This window comes from Brevibacillus sp. AY1 (genome assembly GCF_029870785.1).
GTDB lineage: Bacteria > Bacillota > Bacilli > Brevibacillales > Brevibacillaceae > Brevibacillus > Brevibacillus invocatus.
The window spans coordinates 51,875-71,654 of sequence record NZ_JAFLPN010000023.1; the positions used below are offsets into that span (position 1 = coordinate 51,875).

Below are 19,780 nucleotides of genomic sequence, written 5' to 3' on the forward strand. Positions count from 1 at the left end.
TCTAATCGCTATATTTGTAAATTAATTACTTAAACTTACTCATTTTTTACATAATATAACATTTTTTGATATTATTGTAGATTTTGGTAATATAATTGGTTAAATATGTTACTATTTTCCTATTTGATGAATAATAGAATGAATGAGTAGCATTAAAAAGTAACGTGCGGAGGAATGATTCATGAGCCAACTAAACATATTATTTCGCAAGAGAATCAACATACCCGAACACGAACATCTCACATTCGAATCGCTGGAAACCGTCCTGACAAGAACCGCACACAGCATCCTTTTTGAAAATTTATGTATACTTGCGAATAATACTAGGCCAATCTCAATAGAAAACTTAATCAACAAAATACTCGTGAATCAAGAAGGCGGGCTTTGCTATGAACTGAATTCGATCCTCTATCTCTTCCTGATCGAGAATGGTTTTGACGCGGTTTTAGCTCGTGGGGTTGTGTACAACGGCGCAATTCAAGATTATTTGCCGATTGGCAGAACGCATGTCACGATACTGGTCACGCACAACGATCAAACGTATGTCATCGATACAGGCTTTGGTGCGAATCTGCCCTTAAAGCCCGTTCCTCTGTCCGGGGATGTGGTCATCTCCAGCAATGGGGAATTTCGGATCAAAAAAGCGGCGAACAGACACGGGGACTATGTGCTTGAGCTGAAGCTAAAGCATAAGGATACGGACTGGAGAATCGGTTATTGCTTTGATTCCACAAAGCCTATTACCGATGTGTCGGAATTGGATGAGGTCCAGACGATTATTGTAGAACACGAGGAGTCTCCCTTTAACAAAAATCGGCTGGTCACGCGACTGACCGCCGATGGAAATGTTACGTTAACCGACACGTCCTTCACACAATGGGCGGATGGAAACGTGACAAAAGAGGAGATTGACTTCGAGCGGTACAAGAATCTGTTGAAGCAGCATTTCGAGATGTAAATCACGGACAATGCCATTGCTACAACAGACCAAAAAGCGCGTAGAACAGGCTGATCAAACCTGTCTACGCGCTTATCTGTTTTCACAAGACTAGACGACTATTCCTTGCTCCCCACCAACGCTTCCAGCTCGGAAGGTTGGAAGCCTTTTACCGCTTTATCTCCCAGGACGGTCACGGGAACACCCATAAAGCCAAAACGCTCGACCTCTTCCTGGTAGGCGCGGCTGGTCATGACATCGCGCACTTCGAAGCTTACACCTTTGGCGGTCAGCCATTGCTTCACCAGGTTGCAATCGATGCAGTTTTTCGTGGAGTAGACGATCACGTCGGCACTGTCTTTGGCATCTGCCAGCATCTTGCTCACAATGGCAAAGGAACGCTGGGAAGCCAGCTTGGTGAATTCTACAAAATTGACGTGCGCGGAGCCGTCTGCCTTGTCGGACATGGAGCGGACGACGACGAACGGAATGCTGTTCATCGCGCAGACCTGTGCGACAGCGGCTCCCTCCATTTCGGTGCAGTGTGCGCCAAACTGTTCGTAGAGTGCGGCCACCTTCTCACGGCTCGCTACGAATTGATCTCCGGACAAAATGCGTCCTGTAACAACCTGGACTCCTGCTTCCAGCTCCTTGCCTGCCTCGACAGCCTTTTCCATAAGCGTTTGGTCCGCTTTCCAGACCCACTGCTCCGTGTAAGGAATCTGTCCAGGCGCAAAACCGAGCGGAGTAACATCCATATCGTGCTGAATACAATCCGTGGAGACGACAATATCGCCAATATTCAATTCAGGATGAACGGCACCTGCAACGCCTGTGAAAATGACATGATCCACCTGAAATTGATCGATCAGGATCTGCGTAGTAACAGCTGCATTGACCTTGCCAACCCCCGACTTGCAGAGTACCACGTCATTTTCTTCCAGCTTGCCGCTGTAGTACGTGATCCCAGCCTTTACGGTCGTGGTTGTTTGACTCATTGCTTCCATATATAAGGCGATTTCCTCGTCCATCGCCCCGATGATTCCGATCCGCATTCGTACACCCTCCTCTAGCTAGCCCATTCCATGTCGTGTGGTTATGCCTGATCCGGTTTGGTACTTTCCCGATACTCGATTCGATGTGGCAGCAAGACGACATGCTCTTCCACATGCTCGTTGTTCATGTATTTAGTCAGCAGGCGCATCGCCACTGCTCCGATATCATACATCGGCTGCACGACAGAGGTGAGACGGGGACGAACCATTTCCGTCAGACGGATGTTGTCATGTCCGATCACTTCGACATCGTTTGGCACGTGAAGTCCGGAGTCTTGTACGGCATGGATAGCACCAATCGCCATCTCGTCATTGGCTGCAAAAATCGCTGTCGGCGGTTCCTTCAGCTGTAGAAATTCCTTGGTATGAGACAAGCCCGATTCATAGAACAGATTGCCCCCCGCCACCAGAGCTTCATCCAGGCTGATTCCTGCATCCTTTAGTGCCTGCTTGTATCCCTCAAAACGCATCAACCCACCGAGTGGATCGTTCATCGGTCCGGTAATCATCCCGATCCGCTTGTGACCTCTCTGGATCAATGCCTCGGTAGCATCATAGGCTGCCTGGTAGTGATCGATGGTGACAGAGGGCAATTTGTTATCAGCATCACGTGTCGCGGCAAGCACCGTCGGCACCTGTGTGCTGGTCAACGCCTGCAGGTGGTCTTCCTTGATCTCCGCCCCCATGAACAGAAGCCCGTCCACCTGCTTTTCCAGAAGCGTATTGATGAGCTGCAGTTCTTTTTCCAGACGCTGGTCGGAGTTGCACAAAATGATGTTGTACTTGTACATCGTCGCGATATCTTCAATTCCCCGCGCTAATTCTGAAAAGAACAAACTGGAGATATCCGGGATGATGACACCGACTGTAGTCGTTTTTTTACTGGCTAGTCCGCGTGCAACAGCATTTGGTCGATAGCCCAAGCGCTCGATAGCCCCCAACACCTTTTTACGGGTCATCGGTTTTACGTTCGGGTTCCCGTTCACTACACGTGAAACTGTAGCCATCGATACTCCCGCTTCTCTTGCCACATCGTAAATGGTAACCGGCATCATACACCCTCGCTTTCCCTATAAAATGGTTTTCATAATTATTTTCAAAAATATATGCACCTATGATACGACAAGCTGTGCCTGGTTGCAATCGTTTTACCAAGCAAACCTGTCGCTTTATTTCATTAATTTGTTCATAGTCTTTAAAAGCTCATCAATCACTTCATTATCCCCTTGCTGGATGCGATCCATGACGCAGCTTTTCATGTGTCCCTCGAGCAAAATCTTGCCTACCGCGTTCAATGCCGACTGTACTGCTGCGATTTGATTGAGAATGTCGTCACAATAGACGTCCTTCTCTACCATTCCACGAATACCGCGAATTTGTCCTTCGACCCGGTTGAGCCGTGAAACCAGATTGGACTTGGTCTTGTCCGTACGCTCCGTCGCCCGGCCCGATGAACAGCAATGGTCTTGCTCACTCATACCTACTCATCCTCCCTCATGCCATTTACGCTATGTACCTCTAGCTTACCTTGGTTTTCCCGGCTGCGTCAAATAAGGAGAGGCCCCTCCTGCACTTCCAGGAAAGGGCCTCCAAGACCAGCCAACGTGTGGCTTCCTTATCCTCTCGCTACCACTACCTCGCCTTTGTACAGGCCAGAAGCGAGCAGTTCATCCACAAAGCTGTTGAAATCCGGGATGTTCAGCTGTTGTTTGGCATCCGACAGCGCTACGTCTGGATCCGGGTGAACCTCTACCATGATTCCATCGGAACCAACGGCAATTCCTGCCTTCGCAGTAGGCAACAGCAGGTCACGACGCCCTGTGGAGTGAGTCACGTCAACGAATACAGGCAAGTGCGTCTCTTGTTTCAGAAGTGGTACAGCCGAGATATCGAGGGTGTTGCGGGTCGCTTTTTCGTAGGTGCGTATACCGCGCTCGCAAAGCATGACTTGCGAGTTGCCTTCTGCCAGGATGTACTCAGCCGCGTAGATGAACTCTTCAATCGTAGCGGAGAGACCGCGTTTCAGCAGAACCGGGTGGTTGAGGCGACCTGCAGCTTTCAGCAGCTCGAAGTTTTGCATGTTGCGCGCACCGATTTGAATCACGTCGATATATTGAGCAGCCAGCTCCAGGTCTGCAGGCGTCACAATTTCACTGATGGTGACGAGATTGTATTCATCCCCGATGCGCTTGAGAATTTTCAGACCTTCTTCACCCAAGCCTTGGAAATCGTATGGAGATGTGCGCGGTTTGTACGCTCCGCCACGCAGGGTGCGCAAGCCGCGTTTTACGTGATTTTCGGCAACAGCTTTTACTTGCTCATAGCTCTCAACCGAGCAAGGTCCAGCGATCAGAATCGGGCTGCTGCCGCCAAATTCTACGCCTTTTACGTTGATGATCGTATCTTCTGCCTTCTTCTTACGGCTGACGAGGAGCACTTTTTTCTTGTCGTCATTTTGCAGGTCAAGCGACACTTGGAAGATTTGTTTGAACAAATGACGTACTGTGCTGTCATTGAAAGGACCTTTGTTGTGTTCGACCAGCTGGTTGAGCATTTGACGCTCGCGCTCCGGGTCAAAGCGGTTGCTGCCCAGCTTTTCCTTAGCCTTGCCCACTTCCTGAACAAGGGCTGCACGCTGATTAATCAGCTCGAGAATCTGAAGGTTGATCTGGTCGATCTGTTTACGCATGGTTTCGATTTGATCGTGTGCCATGTTTCTCCACTCTCCTCTTTTTCTAAGTAGTTAGGTCTCGTCGATAAATTAGGGTTATTATAATCGATTCAAAGTCCCTTGTCAGCAGTTTAGCGCTAAAAAGCGCGAAAGTAAATTGGTAATCGAAAACATCTCAAAATTCGACAGGATTCTTTTCCCATGTAGTCGAATTATACAATAACGTTTTACTAAGGTTTTATGCTTGTATACGAGGAGTGACCTACCCTTGCTAGAGGTTGAACAAACAGCAAAAGATGAGCTGATTTTTGCTTTAGATATCGGAACTCGCAGTGTCGTGGGACTCATCGTTGAGGCGAGCGGTGAGCAATTTCGCGTCATCGATTGTGCGATACGCGAGCATGATGAGCGCTCTATGCTCGATGGACAGATTCACGATGTTATCGCAGTCGCCAAAGTTATTCACCAAATAAAGGAAGAGCTGGAACAAAAAAACGGCCCTCTGACCAAAGTAGCAGTAGCTGCGGCGGGACGATCCCTGCGTACAAAACGGGTCCGGATGGATATGCCGCTCGCCCGGCATGCCTTTATCACCCGAGAGGACGTCCTGACGATGGAATTCGCAGCCGTCCAGGAAGCGCAAACGCAGCTGGCTTTGGAGCTGAATGAGCAGGACGTGACCCGTTATTACTGCGTCGGCTACAGCGTGGTCAACTACCAGCTCGACGGTGAACTGATCGGCAGTCTAATTGACCAGCGCGGAGATGTGGCCAGCGCGGATGTGATCGCTACCTTCCTGCCCCGGGTCGTCGTGGATTCCCTGATCGCAGCCTTGAAGCGTTGCGATCTGGACATGCAAGCCCTGACCCTGGAGCCGATCGCGGCTATTAACGTCCTGATTCCGGTCACCATGCGCCGCCTGAATATCGCACTGGTAGATATTGGTGCGGGTACCTCTGACGTGGCTTTGACAGAAGAAGGAGCGATTACCGCCTACGGGATGGTACCAGTCGCGGGCGACGAGATTACAGATGCATTGATGAATGCCTTCTTGCTCGATTTTCCGATGGCAGAAGAAGCAAAGCGTGTTCTTTCCCAGCATGACTCAGTATCCTTCACCGATATTCTGGGGCTGGAACACAACCTGACGACGGCTGAAGTAATCGCTGCAATTCAATCCGATATTGAACAGCTCGCCGAAAAAATTGCCTTTAAAATCATTGAGCTAAATGGAAAGGCTCCGCAGGCTGTCATGCTGATTGGCGGTGGAAGCCTGACGCCTGGCCTGACTGAAAAAGTGGCGCAAGTGTTGAAAATTCCTGCGGCACGAGTGGCGGTACGCGGTGCCGATGCAATCAAGCAATTTATTGGTGACGAGAACTCGATCCTGAGCGGGCCGGAGTTCGTGACGCCGGTTGGGATCGCAGTCGCAGCCCGCCGCCACCCGCTTCGTTATGTGACGATTACGGTCAATGAACAGGCTATACGCATTTTTGATCTGCGCAAAATGACGCTGGGTGATTGTCTGATTGCAGCAGGGCTTGATATCCGTCGATTGTACGGTAGACCCGGACTGGCCAAGAGTGTAACCGTTAACGGACGGATGAAAATCATTCCAGGGGGACATGGCACACCACCCATCATCGAACGAAACGGGGAAGCTGTGGGGCTGGATGCTGCAATTGGGGACGGCGATGTGATCAAAGTCGTGGCTGGTACTGACGGCGAGGATGCACAAGTCCAAATCAAAGACTTGCTGGATCGCGTGGAGACACTCGACATCCTCTGCAACGATCGCCCTCTTTCGCTTGGTCCTGTCGCGATCATGAACGGTGAGCCCCAGCCTCTGGATGCCTGGGTGACAGACCGCAGCAATCTGGAGTTTCGACTCGCTCGTACCGTAGAAGAAGCCCTACTGGAAGCTGGGATTGAACTGGACAGCCAGGAGCAGCTACCCCCCCTGCAATTCAGTGTAAATGGCCATAGCTACAGCGTGCCGTCCCATCAGGAAGTGCTCACGTTAAATGGCAAACCATGCTCTCGCCAAGACTATGTACGCCAAGACGACGAGCTGGTCTATCAGCTGGAGGTGGTTCCGATTCCGATGATCCGGGATGTCATTCCTTTGGAGGAGTGGGTACAGGAATCGATTTCGGTCCACTTCAACGGCGAGCCAGTCACCCTGCCGATCGCGCAAGTCTCGATCATGAAAGACGGCTTTGAGGCACAGGCAGATGATATCGTCACGGACGGAGCAATCATATCTGTCAAATCCACGCCTGCCTCCACCCCCGTGTTCAGCGATGTCTTCCGCTACGTAGACGTGTCGTTTGAGAAACCGGATCGGGAATCCATCTCTGGCTTTGTTATGCTGGTAAACGGCGAGCCCGCCACTTTTCAGACCGAATTGAAAAGCGGCGACAAGCTGGAGCTGTTTTGGGATTAAAAGTAGAAAAAAGGGATGCTCCACACAAGATGTATACGCACCTTGTGGGACATCCCTTTCTATTGTTCTTAAGCCTTTAGCGCTTCCTCAATCGCATCCTTCGTAATTTTCCAATGGGAAGTATGCCATTTGACCTCGCCATTTTCGAGCAGGAAAATCTGTGGTGATTCGTGCTTGATTCCAAAGCGCTCTGCTACTTCATTGGATACTGGACGATCCTCGCGAACGAGAATCACGGCAGCTGGCACATCATTTCCCTGCAAATAGGATTGAAATTCCTCATAAGCAGACGTGCTGATCGGGCAGATCGTGCTGTGCTTGAACAACAGACGTTTTCCCGCACCAGCGACGAATTCATTCAGTTCTTCGGTGGAATGAAGCTGTTTTTGTGACATGGTTATGCTCTCCCTTCTGCTCAAACACTGTGGTTTTAGTATACGAAAATCGACACCGGAAAGTCTATGCGCCGGGTGTAAAAGAAAAAAACCACCCTTTCTGGGGTGGCTAATGGACATTTATACCATGATTTTGGTTAAGCGATGGCGCAGCTCCAGCATCCATTTTTCGTCTCCTAAGGATTGTGCCAGCAAGAACAGATCCAGCAGTTCGTTGACGCGTTCTCCCAGCGCTTCACTTACTGTGGAATCCCCTTCATTGGCAATCAATACCAATAAATGGGACAACTCTGACATTTCCTCGAACTCGATGGCCTGACGCGCTGGATCCTGTCCTAGCTCCTCCATCAGTGATTTTAGATCTTCTTTGACAACATCCACTACCTGTGAATGGGCGCATTCATCGTCCACGCAGACGTGTACAGGTACATTTAAAATTCGAACCCGTTTCCGATACACGACGTTGCGCAGCACGACTTCCATGTCACTGCCGCAGCGGCTGCATTTCTTCTGCATGTGTTCACCTCTATCCTAATCCACGTATGTATGCATGCTTCTCATAACTATTCGCGAAACCTTCCTTCAATCCTGCTAAACAACAGCTGGTACATGGTGGATAGAGTGGCAGACAAAGCAAAAACGATGTCGTCATCACAACATCGTTTTTCATAAACGGATTCATGGGACAGTCCTGTTTAAGCGTAAATGGCGTTTACTTTCTCGCAGTGCGGACAAACCGCTACCTTGCCGGTGTGTCCAGCTTCATCCTCCACTCGATACCCTGTGATCTGCTCAGAGAAACAAAACAGACATTCCGTATTGAAGTCCATATCGTACTGTGCCTTCCAGACAATGGATTTAAAATCTTCTCCTACATTGATTGTAATCGGTAACAGATCGTGCCCCAGGCTGTTCAATGATCGTTGCATCGCAATGCCATCCTTTCGTACTTGCAAAGTCTTTTCGTATCCTCTAGCTTTTCCTGATTTTCAGAATAATAAACTTCAGTGATCAAAAGAATCTTGGTAAAAATGGGCATTTGCCCGTATCGGCTCTGTGCGAAAACCCATATGTTATGGATGTAAGCACAAGCGACTTAACACAAAAGGAGGATTTGATCGCATGAGCAGCATCTTTAACGGCGGTGGATTTTTCGACGATTTCGTTCTGGTGTTGATTCTGTTTATCCTGTTGGTAATCGTTGGTTGTGGCTGCGACGATTAACATATGACTTTGGATACAGCACGATCCGGCAGGTAGTTGCATATACTTGAACACCGGATCCTGTAAAGCGCGTATCATTCGCTAGCTACCCATCATCTTGGGTAGCTTTTTTCTATTTATTTTGTGTACAATACAAACGAATCGATTTGATTTGAATGGAAAGTGAGGAATATCCTTCTATGAAAGATCCACGCATTGACAAATTGGCCGATGTCCTGGTCAACTATTCTACCCGTGTTCAGTCAGGTGATAACGTACTCATTTACGCCATCGGCCAGGTGCATGAGCTGGTGCGCGCCGTGATCGCAAAAGTGTACGAAGCAGGCGGCAATCCTTATGTTCAGTTGATCGACCAAACGATTCAGCGTGAACTGCTCCTCGGCGTCAACGAAACACAGCTTGGCGTGATGCGCGAGGCAGATGTGAAATTCATGAAGAAAATGGACTGCTACATCGGCATCCGTGGTGGCGACAACATCAGTGAACTGGCTGACGTGCCAGGAGACAAGATGCAGCTTTATTCCCGACTCTTCACCCGTCCCGTGCTTGACGTGCGCGTGCCGGATACTCGCTGGGTGGTTCTGCGCTATCCAAACGCCTCGATGGCTCAATTGGCCAATATGAGTACAGCAGGCTTTGAAGATTTCTACTTCAAAGTGTGTACCCTCGATTACGGCAAAATGGATCAAGCCATGGACAGCCTCGTGGAACTGATGGAAAAGACGGACAAAGTGCGCATCACCGGTCCTGGAACGGATTTGACTTTCTCCATCAAAGGAATCCCTGCTATCAAATGTGCCGGAGAAGCCAATATTCCAGACGGAGAAGTCTTTACTGCGCCTGTACGTGATTCCGTCAATGGTACGATTTCGTACAATACGCCATCGCCTTACCAGGGCTACACCTACGACAACATCAAGCTAACCTTCAAGGATGGCAAAATTATCGAAGCGACAGCCAATGATACGGAGAAAATCAATGAAGTGTTTGATACGGATGAAGGAGCACGCTATATCGGGGAGTTCGCCATTGGCGTCAATCCGTACATCCAAAACCCGATGAAGGATATTTTGTTCGATGAAAAAATCGACGGCAGCTTCCACTTCACACCGGGTCAAGCCTACGACGATGCCTTTAATGGAAACAAATCCTCCATCCACTGGGATCTGGTCATGATTCAACGCCCAGAATGGGGCGGCGGTGAAATCTGGTTCGACGATCGCCTGATTCGTAAGGACGGCCGTTTTGTCATACCTGAACTGGAGTGCCTCAATCCGGAAAACCTGAAATAGAACATGATAAAAGCGAAAGGACACATGCTACTGGCTTCGTCCTTTCGCTTCTTCATCTAGCCTACAGGCTATAAGCAGGTTCTTTAATTAAGGAAGGCGCTTTTAGTTCCAAAAACGTGATCGTGGTTTCCAGATGGTGAATCGTATACTCCCAACAGAATTGCTGGTACTCATCGAAGCCGTTTTTCAGCTTCTGGTACGTCACTTTGCTTTGGGCAAGCATCTGCCGTTGCGTGGACAAACAGTTATTCACCAATTCACGTTGTTCCTCGATGGTGCGACCTTTGCCAAAGAAAATCTTAACCAGCATATCGGAGCGCAAGACAGGGGGCAGGATTGGAGTTTGAATTTCCTGTTGGAAAGTCTGCTCGCCCGCTTTCGTAATTTTGTACAAAATTTTGTTTGGTTTGCCTGATTGAATGACTTCCTGCTTCGTCACCAGGCCTTCTTCTTCTAATTTGCGAAGCGCTGGATAAATGGCTCCGAAACTTGCGTCATAAAAGAAACCGATGCTGTTGCTAAACGCTTGCTTAATGTCGTACCCGCTCATCTCACCGTAACTAAGAAAGCCAAGAATTATCGTTTTTACGTCCATCTCTTCGCATCCTCCAATTCCATTCCAGTCTTCTCTCTCTGTAGGTCTGAACTCATGCCGTTCAGCCTTTATGTTCAAAATATTCTTTAACTAAACTATATTATAAGTCCATTCGCATAAATATACCAATGCTATTTCTTTATTATATCAATCAAAAATAATGATACAATCAAAACGGTACTCACTGCTTTCACCCGCCACCAAACTTTTCAAACATTAGAAAACTTGGCTACGCCAAGCTTTTGGCGGAGCCTTAGTTGCACTTATACTATCTTCCGCTAATCTTTTTAGCGCTTTAGCGCACTCAACACTTTCCGATAGTACAAAAAAAGCCTGTATCCAGGCGACAATCCCATGAATACAGGCATGAAAGATCAGCCTTTCCCCTAACTACTTCTCCATCCGAATCGCATGTGTCTCTTTCTCCGGCTCATGAATGATCATTTTTTCTGCTGTACCCGATGAGTCTGGTACAAATTCCACTTCAACGGAAATCATTCGCGGGCCGGATCCATGTGTACAGCTTTTCGCTTGACAGGACTCTTCGGTATTTCAAAAGGCTCATCAAACATTATTTGCTGCACAGCCTCTAAAATGCGTTGATCAAACTCGTATTCCTGTTCCTTATTGCTCAAATAAATCAGGGTTTTACCGGCATCGATAAACCGAATCATAAGGGTTGCATACCCTGGCCATCCCCCACTGTGGCTGACACTCTTGCCTCTTTTCTCACTCTTTTCCAATATCCATCCAAAACCGTAATCAAAGGTTTCACCGTTGTTTAACCGGACAGGCGCAAAGGCTTGCTGCAATGATTGTTCATTCACCAGCTTTTCTGTATATAAAGCCTGATCAAATAAAAGTAAGTCCCCGACTGTCGAGTTCACAGTGCCGTCACCCTGTATGCCGTCCAGATAGACGACATACTCTGTCTCCGCAAGCTCGTCTGGAAGCACGAATTCACACGACCATACATCGTAAACAACCCCATATGCGTAATCATCGATTTTCTCATTCGAGTATCTTCGGTTGTATACACGCGTTTTTCCCATTCCCATAGGATGAAAAAGATGCGTTTCCATATATTCAGCAAAGCCCAGCCCTGAAATCCGCTCGACAAGCAATGCAAGCAAGACGTAAATCAGGCAGTCCGGAGGTGTGGGTTAGCAGATGTCGAACCGTTATCCCTGGATAAGGAAAATTCGGCAGCCACCTGTCGATGAAATCGTCATACGCGAGCTGTCCCTGCTCTTCCAGCAGGACGATCGCCAAAGCGGTAAAAGGCTTGGATAACGAAGCCAGCTCAAATACGGAGTCCGGCGTCAGTTTTCTTTTGCTCTTCAGATCGCCATATCCAAATACAGCCTGGTACAAAATTTCCCCCTGTTCGGCAACACATACTGCTCCGTTGATTTGTCCTTTCTCATGCAACGCTTGAAAAAGTGCCTCCAATTGCTGTTGTCTCATCTTCATTTCACAACCCTCCCCCAGTTTTTTAAATTAGTTGAATAAATTATTAAGGCATCTAACATATTGTTCAAAAAAAATTAGGTGCGGCTTAATTCCTGTTCGACGATTTTCTTTAATTTCAGTGTCAGTGCACGGAGCTGCTGCACTTCTTCCAACTCCATTTTCGCGTAAAAGCGTGTGATAATATCCCGCTCTACCTCTTCTTGCTTGGTGAAATAGGCGAATCCCTGCGTGCCCATCTGTACAATGATTTCACGCCGATTCTGGAGATTGATTTCCCGCTTCACGTACCCCATTTTCTCAAGCTTGCCCACGATCTGGCTCACTGCGCTGGAGGATACCTCCATCTGCTCAGCAATTTCCTTGACAGTCATCCGCTGATGCTTATGAATCAGCTCCAGAAGCAATGCCTGCTTGGTTGTAATCTCATCATCCAGCAATGCTCGATATTCTCGCAGCAACAGCGTATTGATCAGATACTCCGCTTCATTCATTTCTTTCACACACTCGACAAGCTCTTTATCTGCATGACCCATCTTTACTTGTAAACCACCTTTATTATTAAGGTACCTAAACAATATATTACTGAATGTTATTCGAAATAGCAAGAGCTCTTACCATGCCGCATCCATGAGCAAAATGGGCGTCCCTTCCCCCTTGACCTGCCATAGGATGATACATACCTATCTGCTGTGGGGGGAGAGATCAGTGAAAAGTAAAAAGTGGTCCCAATATACACGCGTAAAGTACCCTGTGAGCAGCAGCAGTTTACACCCCTTCAACTTCTTCGTTCCCATTGTGGAACGCGTACAGGAGGGCGTAGTCTCAATTGTCACCGAAGATGCGACTCAAGCCAAAGACGTGGATACACTCATTCGCAGCCTGATTTCGGAAGATGAACCTCCGATGCCTTCAGAGCGCAGTTTTGGCTCTGGCTTCCTCTTCCATCCAAAAGGGTACATCCTGACCAGCGAGCATGTCATAGGAAAATCAAAAAATATCTACGTCAAGCTGTTTAATGGGCGAGTCTTTGAAGCCAAACGAATTCTGGCCGATCGTGTACGCGATTATGCCGTCATCAAAATCGACGCAGACTGCAAGCTCTTTCCGCTCCCATTGGGGAATTCCTCGCATACCAAGGTAGGCGAATGGGTGATCAGCATCGGTTCCCCACCTGTCGCCATAGAGCCAAAAGAAAACAAGCCTCACCTGAGTAGCTGCAGCGCAAACTGGACCGGTCTTGCAATCGCCCTTTCATACGTATCCATATCGCCGATCTCACGGAAAACCTCACGTCCGGGCTTGGGATTCACTTCGATCAGCCAGGGGCGCCCATCGACATCTACACCAATATCCAGTCCAAATTCCATCATTCTTCCAAACCTCTCCTCCAGCGTAACCGCCGTCTGATGCGCCAGCTGCACCACTTCGCTGGTGATGGTGCGCGCACGCTCTTTTCCAAAGACAGCCGCCAGAAAGGGCTGAAAAGGTACTGCCTTGCCTCCTCCGTGCAGGTTGGAGGTAGAACTGCCTTTCTCCCCCACACGAACACCGCAGCCGGTCACGCTCCAGTCGCCCTGTTCATCCTTCTGGATCAAGACCCGCACATCCGCGACACGATTGGGCAGTACCCCCAGGTCGACCCCCTGCTGTACAAGAAAATTGCCGTCTCCAAGCTGCTGTTCCTTGACCCAGCGTTTCACCCACTTTTCCACACCCTCTGCTGTCTTCAGCGTTGCCTGATGAAGCGCTGATAGCCTGTCGCGTCCTGATAGTACGTACTGTCTCCCTGCAGCCTTTACTTTCAGGATACTGCGCCCTCCTGTACCATTGCCTGGCTTGATGTAAACGATCGGAAACCGCTTCAGCATGGCTTTTACTTTGCCTGGCGCATAGACGCTGGATTCCGGTATCCAATGGCTTACCCGTTCATCCTTGGCCAGCATCAGCGTGACTCTCCACTTTTTACTGAATGGACTGTTGGCAAACGTAAACAGCTTGCTATGCCGTAACCGCATGTACTGTGGGACTCTGCGGCGATAGCGATCGATAACCACATCGGGCCACGCATACCATTTACTTGACCAGCCTCCCGCTTTTGTAGGTGTAAATCCACGAATCTTTCGCTCTGCCACATTCACATCCTGATGCGAAAAAAGGTATACCTTTGCACCCAACTTTTGCCCGGCTACTACCAGACGGCGCAAATAGTCAGGCTCGGAAAATCGTTCCCCCTTTCGCCAGGTCAGGATTCCAACCACGTCTTGCTGTGCCATCCCATCACCTCGCAGTATCTCATCATTGCCTAGTCTATGTGCGCTGGCCTAAGTGTGAAACGATCAGGCTACAATCAGGCTTTTCCTAGCAGGACACATTTTTTTCATGCATAAGCGATCGTGGAAAAAGCCAAAATCATGGAGGAGCACATGCGTTAAACTTCTGTTACTTACTTAATTCCAGCAACTGTGGTAGAATAAAGTTACATTCAAAGAAGATGTATAGAGGTGAAGTCCTCATGAGCCAAGAATCTGCCGGTGAACAAATTTGTCCGAAATACGAATGTGCGATGAATATCTTGGGTAAACGCTGGACGGGATTAATCCTCCACGTCCTGCTGCGCGGTGCGGTCCGCTTCAAAGACATTCGTGAGATGGTTCCACATATGAGCGATAAAATGCTGTCCGAACGATTAAAGGAGCTGGAGGAGCTGGAAATCCTGGAACGCAAGGTATTTCCTGAAATCCCTGTCCGAATCGAGTATGAGCTAACGACAAAAGGAAAAGATTTGCGTCCCGTCATTGAATCAATCCACGAATGGGGCGAAAAGTGGATGTGACGCAAGCTCCCGCCTTCTTTCATAGGTGGTTTTTTTTTTGTGTCCAGGCATAACCCTTCCCGTCCTGCTGTAGACTCTAGCAACCTGCAATAACGGGAGGATTCGGCATGCGAACAGCTGTTTACATCCGTGTCAGTACCGAGGATCAGGCCCGAGAAGGGTTTTCCATCGCAGCCCAACGCGATCGATTGCTTGCCTATATTCATTCCCAGAACTGGGTGCTGACTGACATGTACGTCGATGAAGGAGTCAGCGCCAAGGATCTCAATCGCCCGGAGCTTGGCAGACTTTTGGCAGATGTCGCACAAAAGAAAATGGACGTGGTCCTTGTCTACAGGCTGGACCGACTCACTCGCTCTGTGCTCGATCTGTACCAGCTCCTTCAGGAATTCGAGATTTACGGTGTTCACTTCAAAAGCAGTACAGAAGTATACGATACGACGACCGCCATCGGCCGTTTGTTCATCACCTTGGTCGCAGCCTTGGCCCAATGGGAACGGGAAAATCTTGCCGAACGCGTCAAAATGGGCATGGGCCAAATGGTACGCGAGCGAAAAAGACCGGGCGGCCCCGCCCCCTATGGCTACGATTTATGCAATGGCCAGCTCCAGCTCCGGCCCAAAGAAGCTGACATCGTCCGCCACATGTTCGCGCATTATGTAAATGGCAAATCCCCACGACAGATTGCAGACGAAGCTAATGCACAAGGATCGCGAGGCAAAAATGGCGCCTGCTGGAGTTCTAGCGCTGTCCTGCGACTGTTAAAAAACCCGGTCTATTACGGAGCCTTGCGCTGGAATTATACTCACACTCCTCCACGTACCAAACAAACGAATGACTATTTCCTCGAGCCTGCGGTACATCCGGCCATTATCGATGAAGCTACCTTTGTGCGTGCGCAGGAGCGGATGAAGCTGCGCGGCTCCCAGCATCCGCGCGTTTTGTCTTCCTCCTTCCTCTTTTCTGGAATCCTCTACTGCTCCATCTGCCAAGCGGAGATGCGCGGCAAGTACACGCATTCGCAGGGAAAAAACGGAACAGCCTATACTCACACGTACTACACCTGCAGCGGCAAATCATCCGGGAAATGCCGGGCTGCCTCTATTCGCGAAGACCGGTTGGAGCAAGCGGTAGTCAGACTTCTGCAATCGTATCGGGTTCAAGCTTCAGTAGTATTGCAGGAATGTTTCGGCAGCAGCCAGCAAAAGAAGGCAATGCAAATACAGTCGGGCTTAGACACGAAATGGGAAGAACGAAAAAAACGGTGGGAGGATGCCTACGAGGCCGGGGTCCTTTCCTTGACAGATCTTCGGGTTAAGCTCTTGGAGCTGGATCAAAGACAGCGTCAAGCTTCCTTGGCACAATCACTACAGACCAGTACAGCTGACGAACAGAATGTGGAGATCTTATTAGACTGGGAAAAGATCTGGTCGCATGCTACCCGTGAACAGCGAAGGCAGCTTGCGACCAGTCTGATCCAGCGTATGGAAGCCGAGGCCTGCAGGGATTCTCCGGCAGGTATCAAACGCTTCGTTTATGTGAGCCATGTTCTTTTCCACTAGCTCGTCTTTTGATTTTTATTTTTTGCCTCTATGCGGGCATGTGGTTCCCCACTCGGTTTGGAAAATTCCATCACGGCAGGAATCATCAGCGCGAAGAATCGTCGCTTGCAGGTCGCCAAGCGTATGTACGAGGAGATCTTTCAGACAGATGCCGCCATAAATCCCGGTAACAGTGGAGGACCGCTCATCAATTTGAACGGAGAAGTCATCGGTCTCAATGCCTTTATCATCCAGTCCAGCCAGTGCCTCGGCTTTGCCATTGGCATTGACGCCTTGAAGCAGCAGCTGGAGCAATACGTTTTCAAATGAGAAGTAAGCAAGGGAACAGGAAGAGAAAAACCCCGTCTATTGGGACGGGGCTTGCTTCTCAAATGCAATCAGGTAAACGCTTTTGCCATCCTGATTCAATTTTTCTTCGGTTTGTTGGACTTGCTGCAACTGGTCAGTCGTCAGTTGAGCGAGAGGTAATTCGCCAAGGCGCTCTTGATTCACAGGGCACTCCTCCGTTGTAGGATTCGTAAGTACGCGTCTAGTTTGCCCTGCCACTTCTGTATGTATTTAAGCGGTCATGTGAAAAGCTTTGGCAATAGCCGAACAAGAACGCTTGCAGAAAAGAATCGGCAGCTCGCGGTCTTTGGCCTGGCTCTTTACGGTTTTGGCCAGGTTGTGATTCACGAAGTCTGTCAAAACCAGAATCATATGGACACCAGTCGGAATTTTAACGCCTGTTTGGGAGCTTTTTCTTCCTGTCACGTGATGAATTTCCTGAAAGCCTTGACCTTGCAGCAGTTCAATAATATTACCGAGGCGATCTCCGCCAATGACAAGAATGGATGACATGTTCTTAGAACCTCCTTGAATGTGTGGTGTACATGTATGTTTTCGTGCGACTTTAGCTAAGAAGTGTTGAGTGAAATTGTGAGGTGCGCTTTCAATTGATAATGAATATCACTCTTATTGATAAATATTATCATTCCCAATTAGGTTTGACAATACTCTCCATGAGAAGTTTTTTGGAAAAATCGAAAACTAGGGATAACAAGTGAACTGCATACATATTTCTTGCCGGGGTTATTTTCACAAAGGTATAATGAGGAAATAGATTATTTGCGAGGAGGTGGCGTACGTGCAAGAGCTTTCTCAACTACACGCCATTTTTGATCGTACCAAGGGGTATATCCATCGATTCATGGGCCTGATTCAGCCAATCATTGACGCTGCTCAGGATGAACACACACGCTTGTACTACCACCACATCCTAGAAGAGGAAGAACAACGGATGGATCGCCTGCAGGAGCTGATTCCTTACCTCCAGACCCTCTCTGCTGAGAAAGCCGATCAGCTGAGCGACCGCGAGCTGTCCCGTTTGTTATCCGATATTAACCTGGAACGTTTTGGTCTGCACAACTTCCGTGAACATCTGGAGCTGGCTCTCTACGAGTTCCGTGACGACGAGACTCGACTGGACCTGGATGGGATGCGGGCAACCACTCATGAGGACTACCTGAGGGTAAAACAAATCATGGCTACACTCAGCGAGCGATTTTCAGACGTGTCTCATCCCTCTCTGACTGATCACGACGAGGGACATGACATCCATCAGGTCGATCATCTCAAAGCGTCTGCTACTCTGCCTCAAGGTGTCGCATCTGTCATCAAACATGCCCCAAGCCCAACCCCTGCTAAAAAGGGACTTACAGTGGGCAGTTTGAAAGGCAAATAAAAAAGCCTCTATTGAGGCCGGTTCAAAGAGCAGCGACTGCGTCTAAGCGAAAAGTTTTCATGGGTTCCATAAAGTTTAAGCAAAGTTACTCTGACATGGCGAAGCACTTAAACTTTCTTACACGTTAACACAACAGATAGAAAATCCTGTATGACTTGGAGGTAACACTATGGACAAGCTCCGGAAATACCCAGACTCTCCCTTGACTCAAGATGAGTGGAAGCAACTGGACGAAACCGTCATCGACATGGCTCGCCGCCAATTGGTAGGACGCCGTTTTATCGATATTTATGGCCCGCTGGGTGAAGGCATTCAGACGATTACCAATGACGTCTATGAGGAATCGCGTTTTGGCGGGCTCAGCCTGCGCGGCGAATCATTGGAAATGACTCAGCCTAGCAAGCGTGTGAGCATGACCATCCCGATTTTGTACAAGGACTTCATGCTGTACTGGCGCGATGTCGCACAGGCTCGTACATTGGGCATGCCGCTCGACATGAGTGCTGCTGCCAACGCTGCTGCGGGCGGAGCTTTGATGGAAGACGATTTGATTTTCAATGGCGCTGCTGAATTTGACCTGCCTGGCCTGATGAACGTCAAAGGCCGTCTCACCCATCTGAAAAGCGACTGGATGGAATCCGGCAACGCTTTCGCCGACATCGTGGAAGCTCGCAATAAACTGCTGAAAATGGGCCACAGCGGTCCTTATGCGCTGGTCGTCTCTCCTGAGCTGTATGCCCTCTTGCATCGCGTACACAAGGGCACCAACGTGCTAGAGATCGATCACGTGCGCAATCTGGTAACAGACGGTGTGTATCAGTCCCCGACTATCAAAGGCCGTTCTGGTGTACTGGTAGCGACAGGCCGTCACAACCTGGACCTGGCTGTCGCAGAGGATTTCGATACTTCATTCCTCGGTGACGAGCAAATGAACAGCTTGTTCCGCGTCTACGAGTGTGTGGTTCTGCGCATCAAGCGCCCAAGCGCGATTTGCACGCTGGAAGAAACAGAAGCGTAATGATTCAAGGCATACCCCACTGAGTTTCGGCTCATGGGGTATGCTTTTTTTATTTGACGATTTTTAACGTAAAAGGGCTCGATCATGTACGGGACTAGCATCACTCAATCACATTTCTCTCTTTTTCCGCGGGTCAAAGCGGTTCGGAAGCTGCTCCCACAGCCACATGTGGCGGTTGCATTCGGATTTTGAATCGTAAAACCACCCATCATGCCTGTCTCCTTGTAATCGATCTCGACACCATCGACGTAGGCGAAGCTTTCGGCATTCACGACCAGCTTCACTCCCGCGATCTCCATAATGCTGTCGCCCTCCTGCCCTGAATCGTCAAATCCGAGTCCATAGCTCATGCCGGAGCAACCGCCATTTTGAACTCCAAAACGAATGTAGAACGGACAGAATGCGTAGCTATAGGCGGGACGAAATGCGTCTATGTCATCCGACAGGCCACTTCTTAATGGATACACCAAACAAGCATATGTTAGTAAGAAAACCCAGAGCGAAGCTCTGGGCCTTTTTGCGTTAGAGGATATCCGAAAGTTTGTACTCGTATCCA

21 protein-coding genes and 3 pseudogenes are annotated in these 19,780 nt (G+C 49.0%); 10 read left to right on the forward strand and 14 right to left on the reverse strand.

Features of this window, described 5'->3' with window-relative positions; genetic code table 11:
* Nucleotides 1-181 precede the first annotated feature (181 nt).
* Nucleotides 182-958, forward strand: coding sequence for an arylamine N-acetyltransferase family protein (locus tag JZI27_RS17235; protein ID WP_280208436.1), 777 nt, complete (start codon nucleotides 182-184; stop codon nucleotides 956-958).
* A gap of 98 nt (nucleotides 959-1,056) precedes the next feature.
* Here JZI27_RS17235 and JZI27_RS17240 read toward each other — a convergent pair whose 3' ends face one another.
* The 4 genes from JZI27_RS17240 to JZI27_RS17255 form a co-directional block, all read right to left on the reverse strand.
* Nucleotides 1,057-1,992: a 5'-methylthioadenosine/adenosylhomocysteine nucleosidase gene (locus JZI27_RS17240; RefSeq protein WP_280208437.1), complete on the reverse strand. Its 936-nt coding sequence runs from the start codon at nucleotides 1,990-1,992 to the stop codon at nucleotides 1,057-1,059.
* 41 nt (nucleotides 1,993-2,033) lie between these two features.
* The gene (gene ccpA / locus JZI27_RS17245) at nucleotides 2,034-3,044 is read right to left on the reverse strand and encodes a catabolite control protein A (RefSeq protein WP_280208438.1); all 1,011 of its coding nucleotides are present in this window, start codon (nucleotides 3,042-3,044) and stop codon (nucleotides 2,034-2,036) included.
* 117 nt (nucleotides 3,045-3,161) lie between these two features.
* Entirely contained in the window at nucleotides 3,162-3,470 is a 309-nt protein-coding gene (locus tag JZI27_RS17250; RefSeq protein ID WP_122908583.1) for a metal-sensitive transcriptional regulator, read from the reverse strand.
* A gap of 137 nt (nucleotides 3,471-3,607) precedes the next feature.
* The gene (locus JZI27_RS17255; RefSeq protein ID WP_280208440.1) at nucleotides 3,608-4,705 is read right to left on the reverse strand and encodes a bifunctional 3-deoxy-7-phosphoheptulonate synthase/chorismate mutase; all 1,098 of its coding nucleotides are present in this window, start codon (nucleotides 4,703-4,705) and stop codon (nucleotides 3,608-3,610) included.
* A 226-nt stretch (nucleotides 4,706-4,931) separates the two neighbouring features.
* Between JZI27_RS17255 and JZI27_RS17260 the strand changes: the two genes are divergently transcribed.
* Nucleotides 4,932-7,109 carry a cell division protein FtsA gene (locus tag JZI27_RS17260; RefSeq protein ID WP_280208442.1) on the forward strand — a complete coding sequence of 726 codons (2,178 nt, stop codon included), beginning with the start codon at nucleotides 4,932-4,934 and terminating at the stop codon, nucleotides 7,107-7,109.
* Between the two features lie 68 nt (nucleotides 7,110-7,177).
* Here the strand turns inward: JZI27_RS17260 and ytxJ are convergent, their stop codons facing one another.
* From ytxJ to JZI27_RS17275, 3 genes are all read right to left on the reverse strand, one after another.
* Complete coding sequence (ytxJ, locus tag JZI27_RS17265) at nucleotides 7,178-7,504, reverse strand: bacillithiol system redox-active protein YtxJ (protein ID WP_280208444.1); 327 nt, start codon at nucleotides 7,502-7,504, stop codon at nucleotides 7,178-7,180.
* A 120-nt stretch (nucleotides 7,505-7,624) separates the two neighbouring features.
* Complete coding sequence (locus JZI27_RS17270) at nucleotides 7,625-8,020, reverse strand: hypothetical protein (protein WP_122908587.1); 396 nt, start codon at nucleotides 8,018-8,020, stop codon at nucleotides 7,625-7,627.
* A 179-nt stretch (nucleotides 8,021-8,199) separates the two neighbouring features.
* Nucleotides 8,200-8,433 carry a hypothetical protein gene (locus JZI27_RS17275; RefSeq protein WP_122908588.1) on the reverse strand — a complete coding sequence of 78 codons (234 nt, stop codon included), beginning with the start codon at nucleotides 8,431-8,433 and terminating at the stop codon, nucleotides 8,200-8,202.
* 193 nt (nucleotides 8,434-8,626) lie between these two features.
* Here JZI27_RS17275 and JZI27_RS17280 point away from each other — a divergent pair, with 193 nt between their 5' ends.
* Nucleotides 8,627-8,728 carry a YjcZ family sporulation protein gene (locus tag JZI27_RS17280; RefSeq protein WP_122908589.1) on the forward strand — a complete coding sequence of 34 codons (102 nt, stop codon included), beginning with the start codon at nucleotides 8,627-8,629 and terminating at the stop codon, nucleotides 8,726-8,728.
* 179 nt (nucleotides 8,729-8,907) lie between these two features.
* Nucleotides 8,908-10,020 carry an aminopeptidase gene (locus tag JZI27_RS17285; protein WP_280208446.1) on the forward strand — a complete coding sequence of 371 codons (1,113 nt, stop codon included), beginning with the start codon at nucleotides 8,908-8,910 and terminating at the stop codon, nucleotides 10,018-10,020.
* Nucleotides 10,021-10,081: 61 nt separating this feature from the next.
* On the opposite strand, the gene JZI27_RS17290 is transcribed toward JZI27_RS17285, so the two are convergent.
* From JZI27_RS17290 to JZI27_RS17300, 3 genes and pseudogenes are all read right to left on the reverse strand, one after another.
* The gene (locus JZI27_RS17290) at nucleotides 10,082-10,615 is read right to left on the reverse strand and encodes a PadR family transcriptional regulator (protein ID WP_280208448.1); all 534 of its coding nucleotides are present in this window, start codon (nucleotides 10,613-10,615) and stop codon (nucleotides 10,082-10,084) included.
* Between the two features lie 503 nt (nucleotides 10,616-11,118).
* Nucleotides 11,119-12,088: pseudogene (locus JZI27_RS17295) on the reverse strand (serine hydrolase domain-containing protein); the annotation flags it as partial.
* A gap of 74 nt (nucleotides 12,089-12,162) precedes the next feature.
* The gene (locus JZI27_RS17300; protein ID WP_122908592.1) at nucleotides 12,163-12,621 is read right to left on the reverse strand and encodes a MarR family winged helix-turn-helix transcriptional regulator; all 459 of its coding nucleotides are present in this window, start codon (nucleotides 12,619-12,621) and stop codon (nucleotides 12,163-12,165) included.
* Between the two features lie 370 nt (nucleotides 12,622-12,991).
* Here JZI27_RS17300 and JZI27_RS17305 point away from each other — a divergent pair.
* Nucleotides 12,992-13,264, forward strand: a pseudogene (locus JZI27_RS17305) (S1C family serine protease); the annotation flags it as partial.
* Nucleotides 13,265-13,290: 26 nt separating this feature from the next.
* On the opposite strand, the gene JZI27_RS17310 reads toward JZI27_RS17305, so the two are convergent.
* Nucleotides 13,291-14,361 carry a YheC/YheD family endospore coat-associated protein gene (locus JZI27_RS17310; protein WP_280208450.1) on the reverse strand — a complete coding sequence of 357 codons (1,071 nt, stop codon included), beginning with the start codon at nucleotides 14,359-14,361 and terminating at the stop codon, nucleotides 13,291-13,293.
* A gap of 239 nt (nucleotides 14,362-14,600) precedes the next feature.
* Between JZI27_RS17310 and JZI27_RS17315 the strand changes: the two genes are divergently transcribed.
* The 3 genes from JZI27_RS17315 to JZI27_RS17325 all read left to right on the forward strand — a co-directional run bounded on the left by JZI27_RS17315 (nucleotide 14,601) and on the right by JZI27_RS17325 (nucleotide 16,792).
* Nucleotides 14,601-14,921 (forward strand): winged helix-turn-helix transcriptional regulator, encoded by a 321-nt coding sequence (locus JZI27_RS17315; RefSeq protein WP_122908594.1) that lies wholly within the window; start codon nucleotides 14,601-14,603, stop codon nucleotides 14,919-14,921.
* A 107-nt stretch (nucleotides 14,922-15,028) separates the two neighbouring features.
* Nucleotides 15,029-16,483, forward strand: a complete 1,455-nt coding sequence (locus JZI27_RS17320) for a recombinase family protein (RefSeq protein ID WP_280208451.1) — start codon at nucleotides 15,029-15,031, stop codon at nucleotides 16,481-16,483.
* Nucleotides 16,484-16,513: 30 nt separating this feature from the next.
* Nucleotides 16,514-16,792 carry a S1C family serine protease gene (locus tag JZI27_RS17325; protein ID WP_280208452.1) on the forward strand — a complete coding sequence of 93 codons (279 nt, stop codon included), beginning with the start codon at nucleotides 16,514-16,516 and terminating at the stop codon, nucleotides 16,790-16,792.
* Between the two features lie 36 nt (nucleotides 16,793-16,828).
* On the opposite strand, the gene JZI27_RS17330 is transcribed toward JZI27_RS17325, so the two are convergent.
* Nucleotides 16,829-16,975, reverse strand: a complete 147-nt coding sequence (locus JZI27_RS17330; protein ID WP_183184918.1) for a hypothetical protein — start codon at nucleotides 16,973-16,975, stop codon at nucleotides 16,829-16,831.
* A 66-nt stretch (nucleotides 16,976-17,041) separates the two neighbouring features.
* Nucleotides 17,042-17,323: a DUF2325 domain-containing protein gene (locus tag JZI27_RS17335; RefSeq protein ID WP_122908597.1), complete on the reverse strand. Its 282-nt coding sequence runs from the start codon at nucleotides 17,321-17,323 to the stop codon at nucleotides 17,042-17,044.
* A gap of 286 nt (nucleotides 17,324-17,609) precedes the next feature.
* Here JZI27_RS17335 and JZI27_RS17340 point away from each other — a divergent pair, with 286 nt between their 5' ends.
* Together JZI27_RS17340 and JZI27_RS17345 are read left to right on the forward strand one after the other, a co-directional pair.
* Nucleotides 17,610-18,206, forward strand: coding sequence for an IMEF encapsulin system ferritin-like cargo protein (locus JZI27_RS17340; protein ID WP_280208453.1), 597 nt, complete (start codon nucleotides 17,610-17,612; stop codon nucleotides 18,204-18,206).
* Between the two features lie 169 nt (nucleotides 18,207-18,375).
* Nucleotides 18,376-19,224, forward strand: coding sequence for a family 1 encapsulin nanocompartment shell protein (locus JZI27_RS17345; RefSeq protein ID WP_122908599.1), 849 nt, complete (start codon nucleotides 18,376-18,378; stop codon nucleotides 19,222-19,224).
* Nucleotides 19,225-19,328: 104 nt separating this feature from the next.
* On the opposite strand, the pseudogene JZI27_RS17350 reads toward JZI27_RS17345, so the two are convergent.
* Nucleotides 19,329-19,613: pseudogene (locus tag JZI27_RS17350) on the reverse strand (HesB/IscA family protein); the annotation flags it as partial.
* Between the last annotated feature and the right edge of the window lie 167 nt (nucleotides 19,614-19,780).

Bases quoted from the DNA above. Each gene is read 5' to 3' on its own strand.
- JZI27_RS17235 (WP_280208436.1), top strand. From the start codon at position 182: ATGAGCCAACTAAACATATTATTTCGCAAGAGAATCAACATACCCGAA.
- JZI27_RS17240 (WP_280208437.1), bottom strand. From the start codon at position 1,992: ATGCGGATCGGAATCATCGGGGCGATGGACGAGGAAATCGCCTTATAT.
- ccpA (WP_280208438.1), bottom strand. From the start codon at position 3,044: ATGCCGGTTACCATTTACGATGTGGCAAGAGAAGCGGGAGTATCGATG.
- JZI27_RS17250 (WP_122908583.1), bottom strand. From the start codon at position 3,470: ATGAGTGAGCAAGACCATTGCTGTTCATCGGGCCGGGCGACGGAGCGT.
- JZI27_RS17255 (WP_280208440.1), bottom strand. From the start codon at position 4,705: ATGGCACACGATCAAATCGAAACCATGCGTAAACAGATCGACCAGATC.
- ytxJ (WP_280208444.1), bottom strand. From the start codon at position 7,504: ATGTCACAAAAACAGCTTCATTCCACCGAAGAACTGAATGAATTCGTC.
- JZI27_RS17270 (WP_122908587.1), bottom strand. From the start codon at position 8,020: ATGCAGAAGAAATGCAGCCGCTGCGGCAGTGACATGGAAGTCGTGCTG.
- JZI27_RS17275 (WP_122908588.1), bottom strand. From the start codon at position 8,433: ATGCAACGATCATTGAACAGCCTGGGGCACGATCTGTTACCGATTACA.
- JZI27_RS17280 (WP_122908589.1), top strand. From the start codon at position 8,627: ATGAGCAGCATCTTTAACGGCGGTGGATTTTTCGACGATTTCGTTCTG.
- JZI27_RS17285 (WP_280208446.1), top strand. From the start codon at position 8,908: ATGAAAGATCCACGCATTGACAAATTGGCCGATGTCCTGGTCAACTAT.
- JZI27_RS17290 (WP_280208448.1), bottom strand. From the start codon at position 10,615: ATGGACGTAAAAACGATAATTCTTGGCTTTCTTAGTTACGGTGAGATG.
- JZI27_RS17300 (WP_122908592.1), bottom strand. From the start codon at position 12,621: ATGGGTCATGCAGATAAAGAGCTTGTCGAGTGTGTGAAAGAAATGAAT.
- JZI27_RS17310 (WP_280208450.1), bottom strand. From the start codon at position 14,361: ATGGCACAGCAAGACGTGGTTGGAATCCTGACCTGGCGAAAGGGGGAA.
- JZI27_RS17315 (WP_122908594.1), top strand. From the start codon at position 14,601: ATGAGCCAAGAATCTGCCGGTGAACAAATTTGTCCGAAATACGAATGT.
- JZI27_RS17320 (WP_280208451.1), top strand. From the start codon at position 15,029: ATGCGAACAGCTGTTTACATCCGTGTCAGTACCGAGGATCAGGCCCGA.
- JZI27_RS17325 (WP_280208452.1), top strand. From the start codon at position 16,514: ATGCGGGCATGTGGTTCCCCACTCGGTTTGGAAAATTCCATCACGGCA.
- JZI27_RS17335 (WP_122908597.1), bottom strand. From the start codon at position 17,323: ATGTCATCCATTCTTGTCATTGGCGGAGATCGCCTCGGTAATATTATT.
- JZI27_RS17345 (WP_122908599.1), top strand. From the start codon at position 18,376: ATGGACAAGCTCCGGAAATACCCAGACTCTCCCTTGACTCAAGATGAG.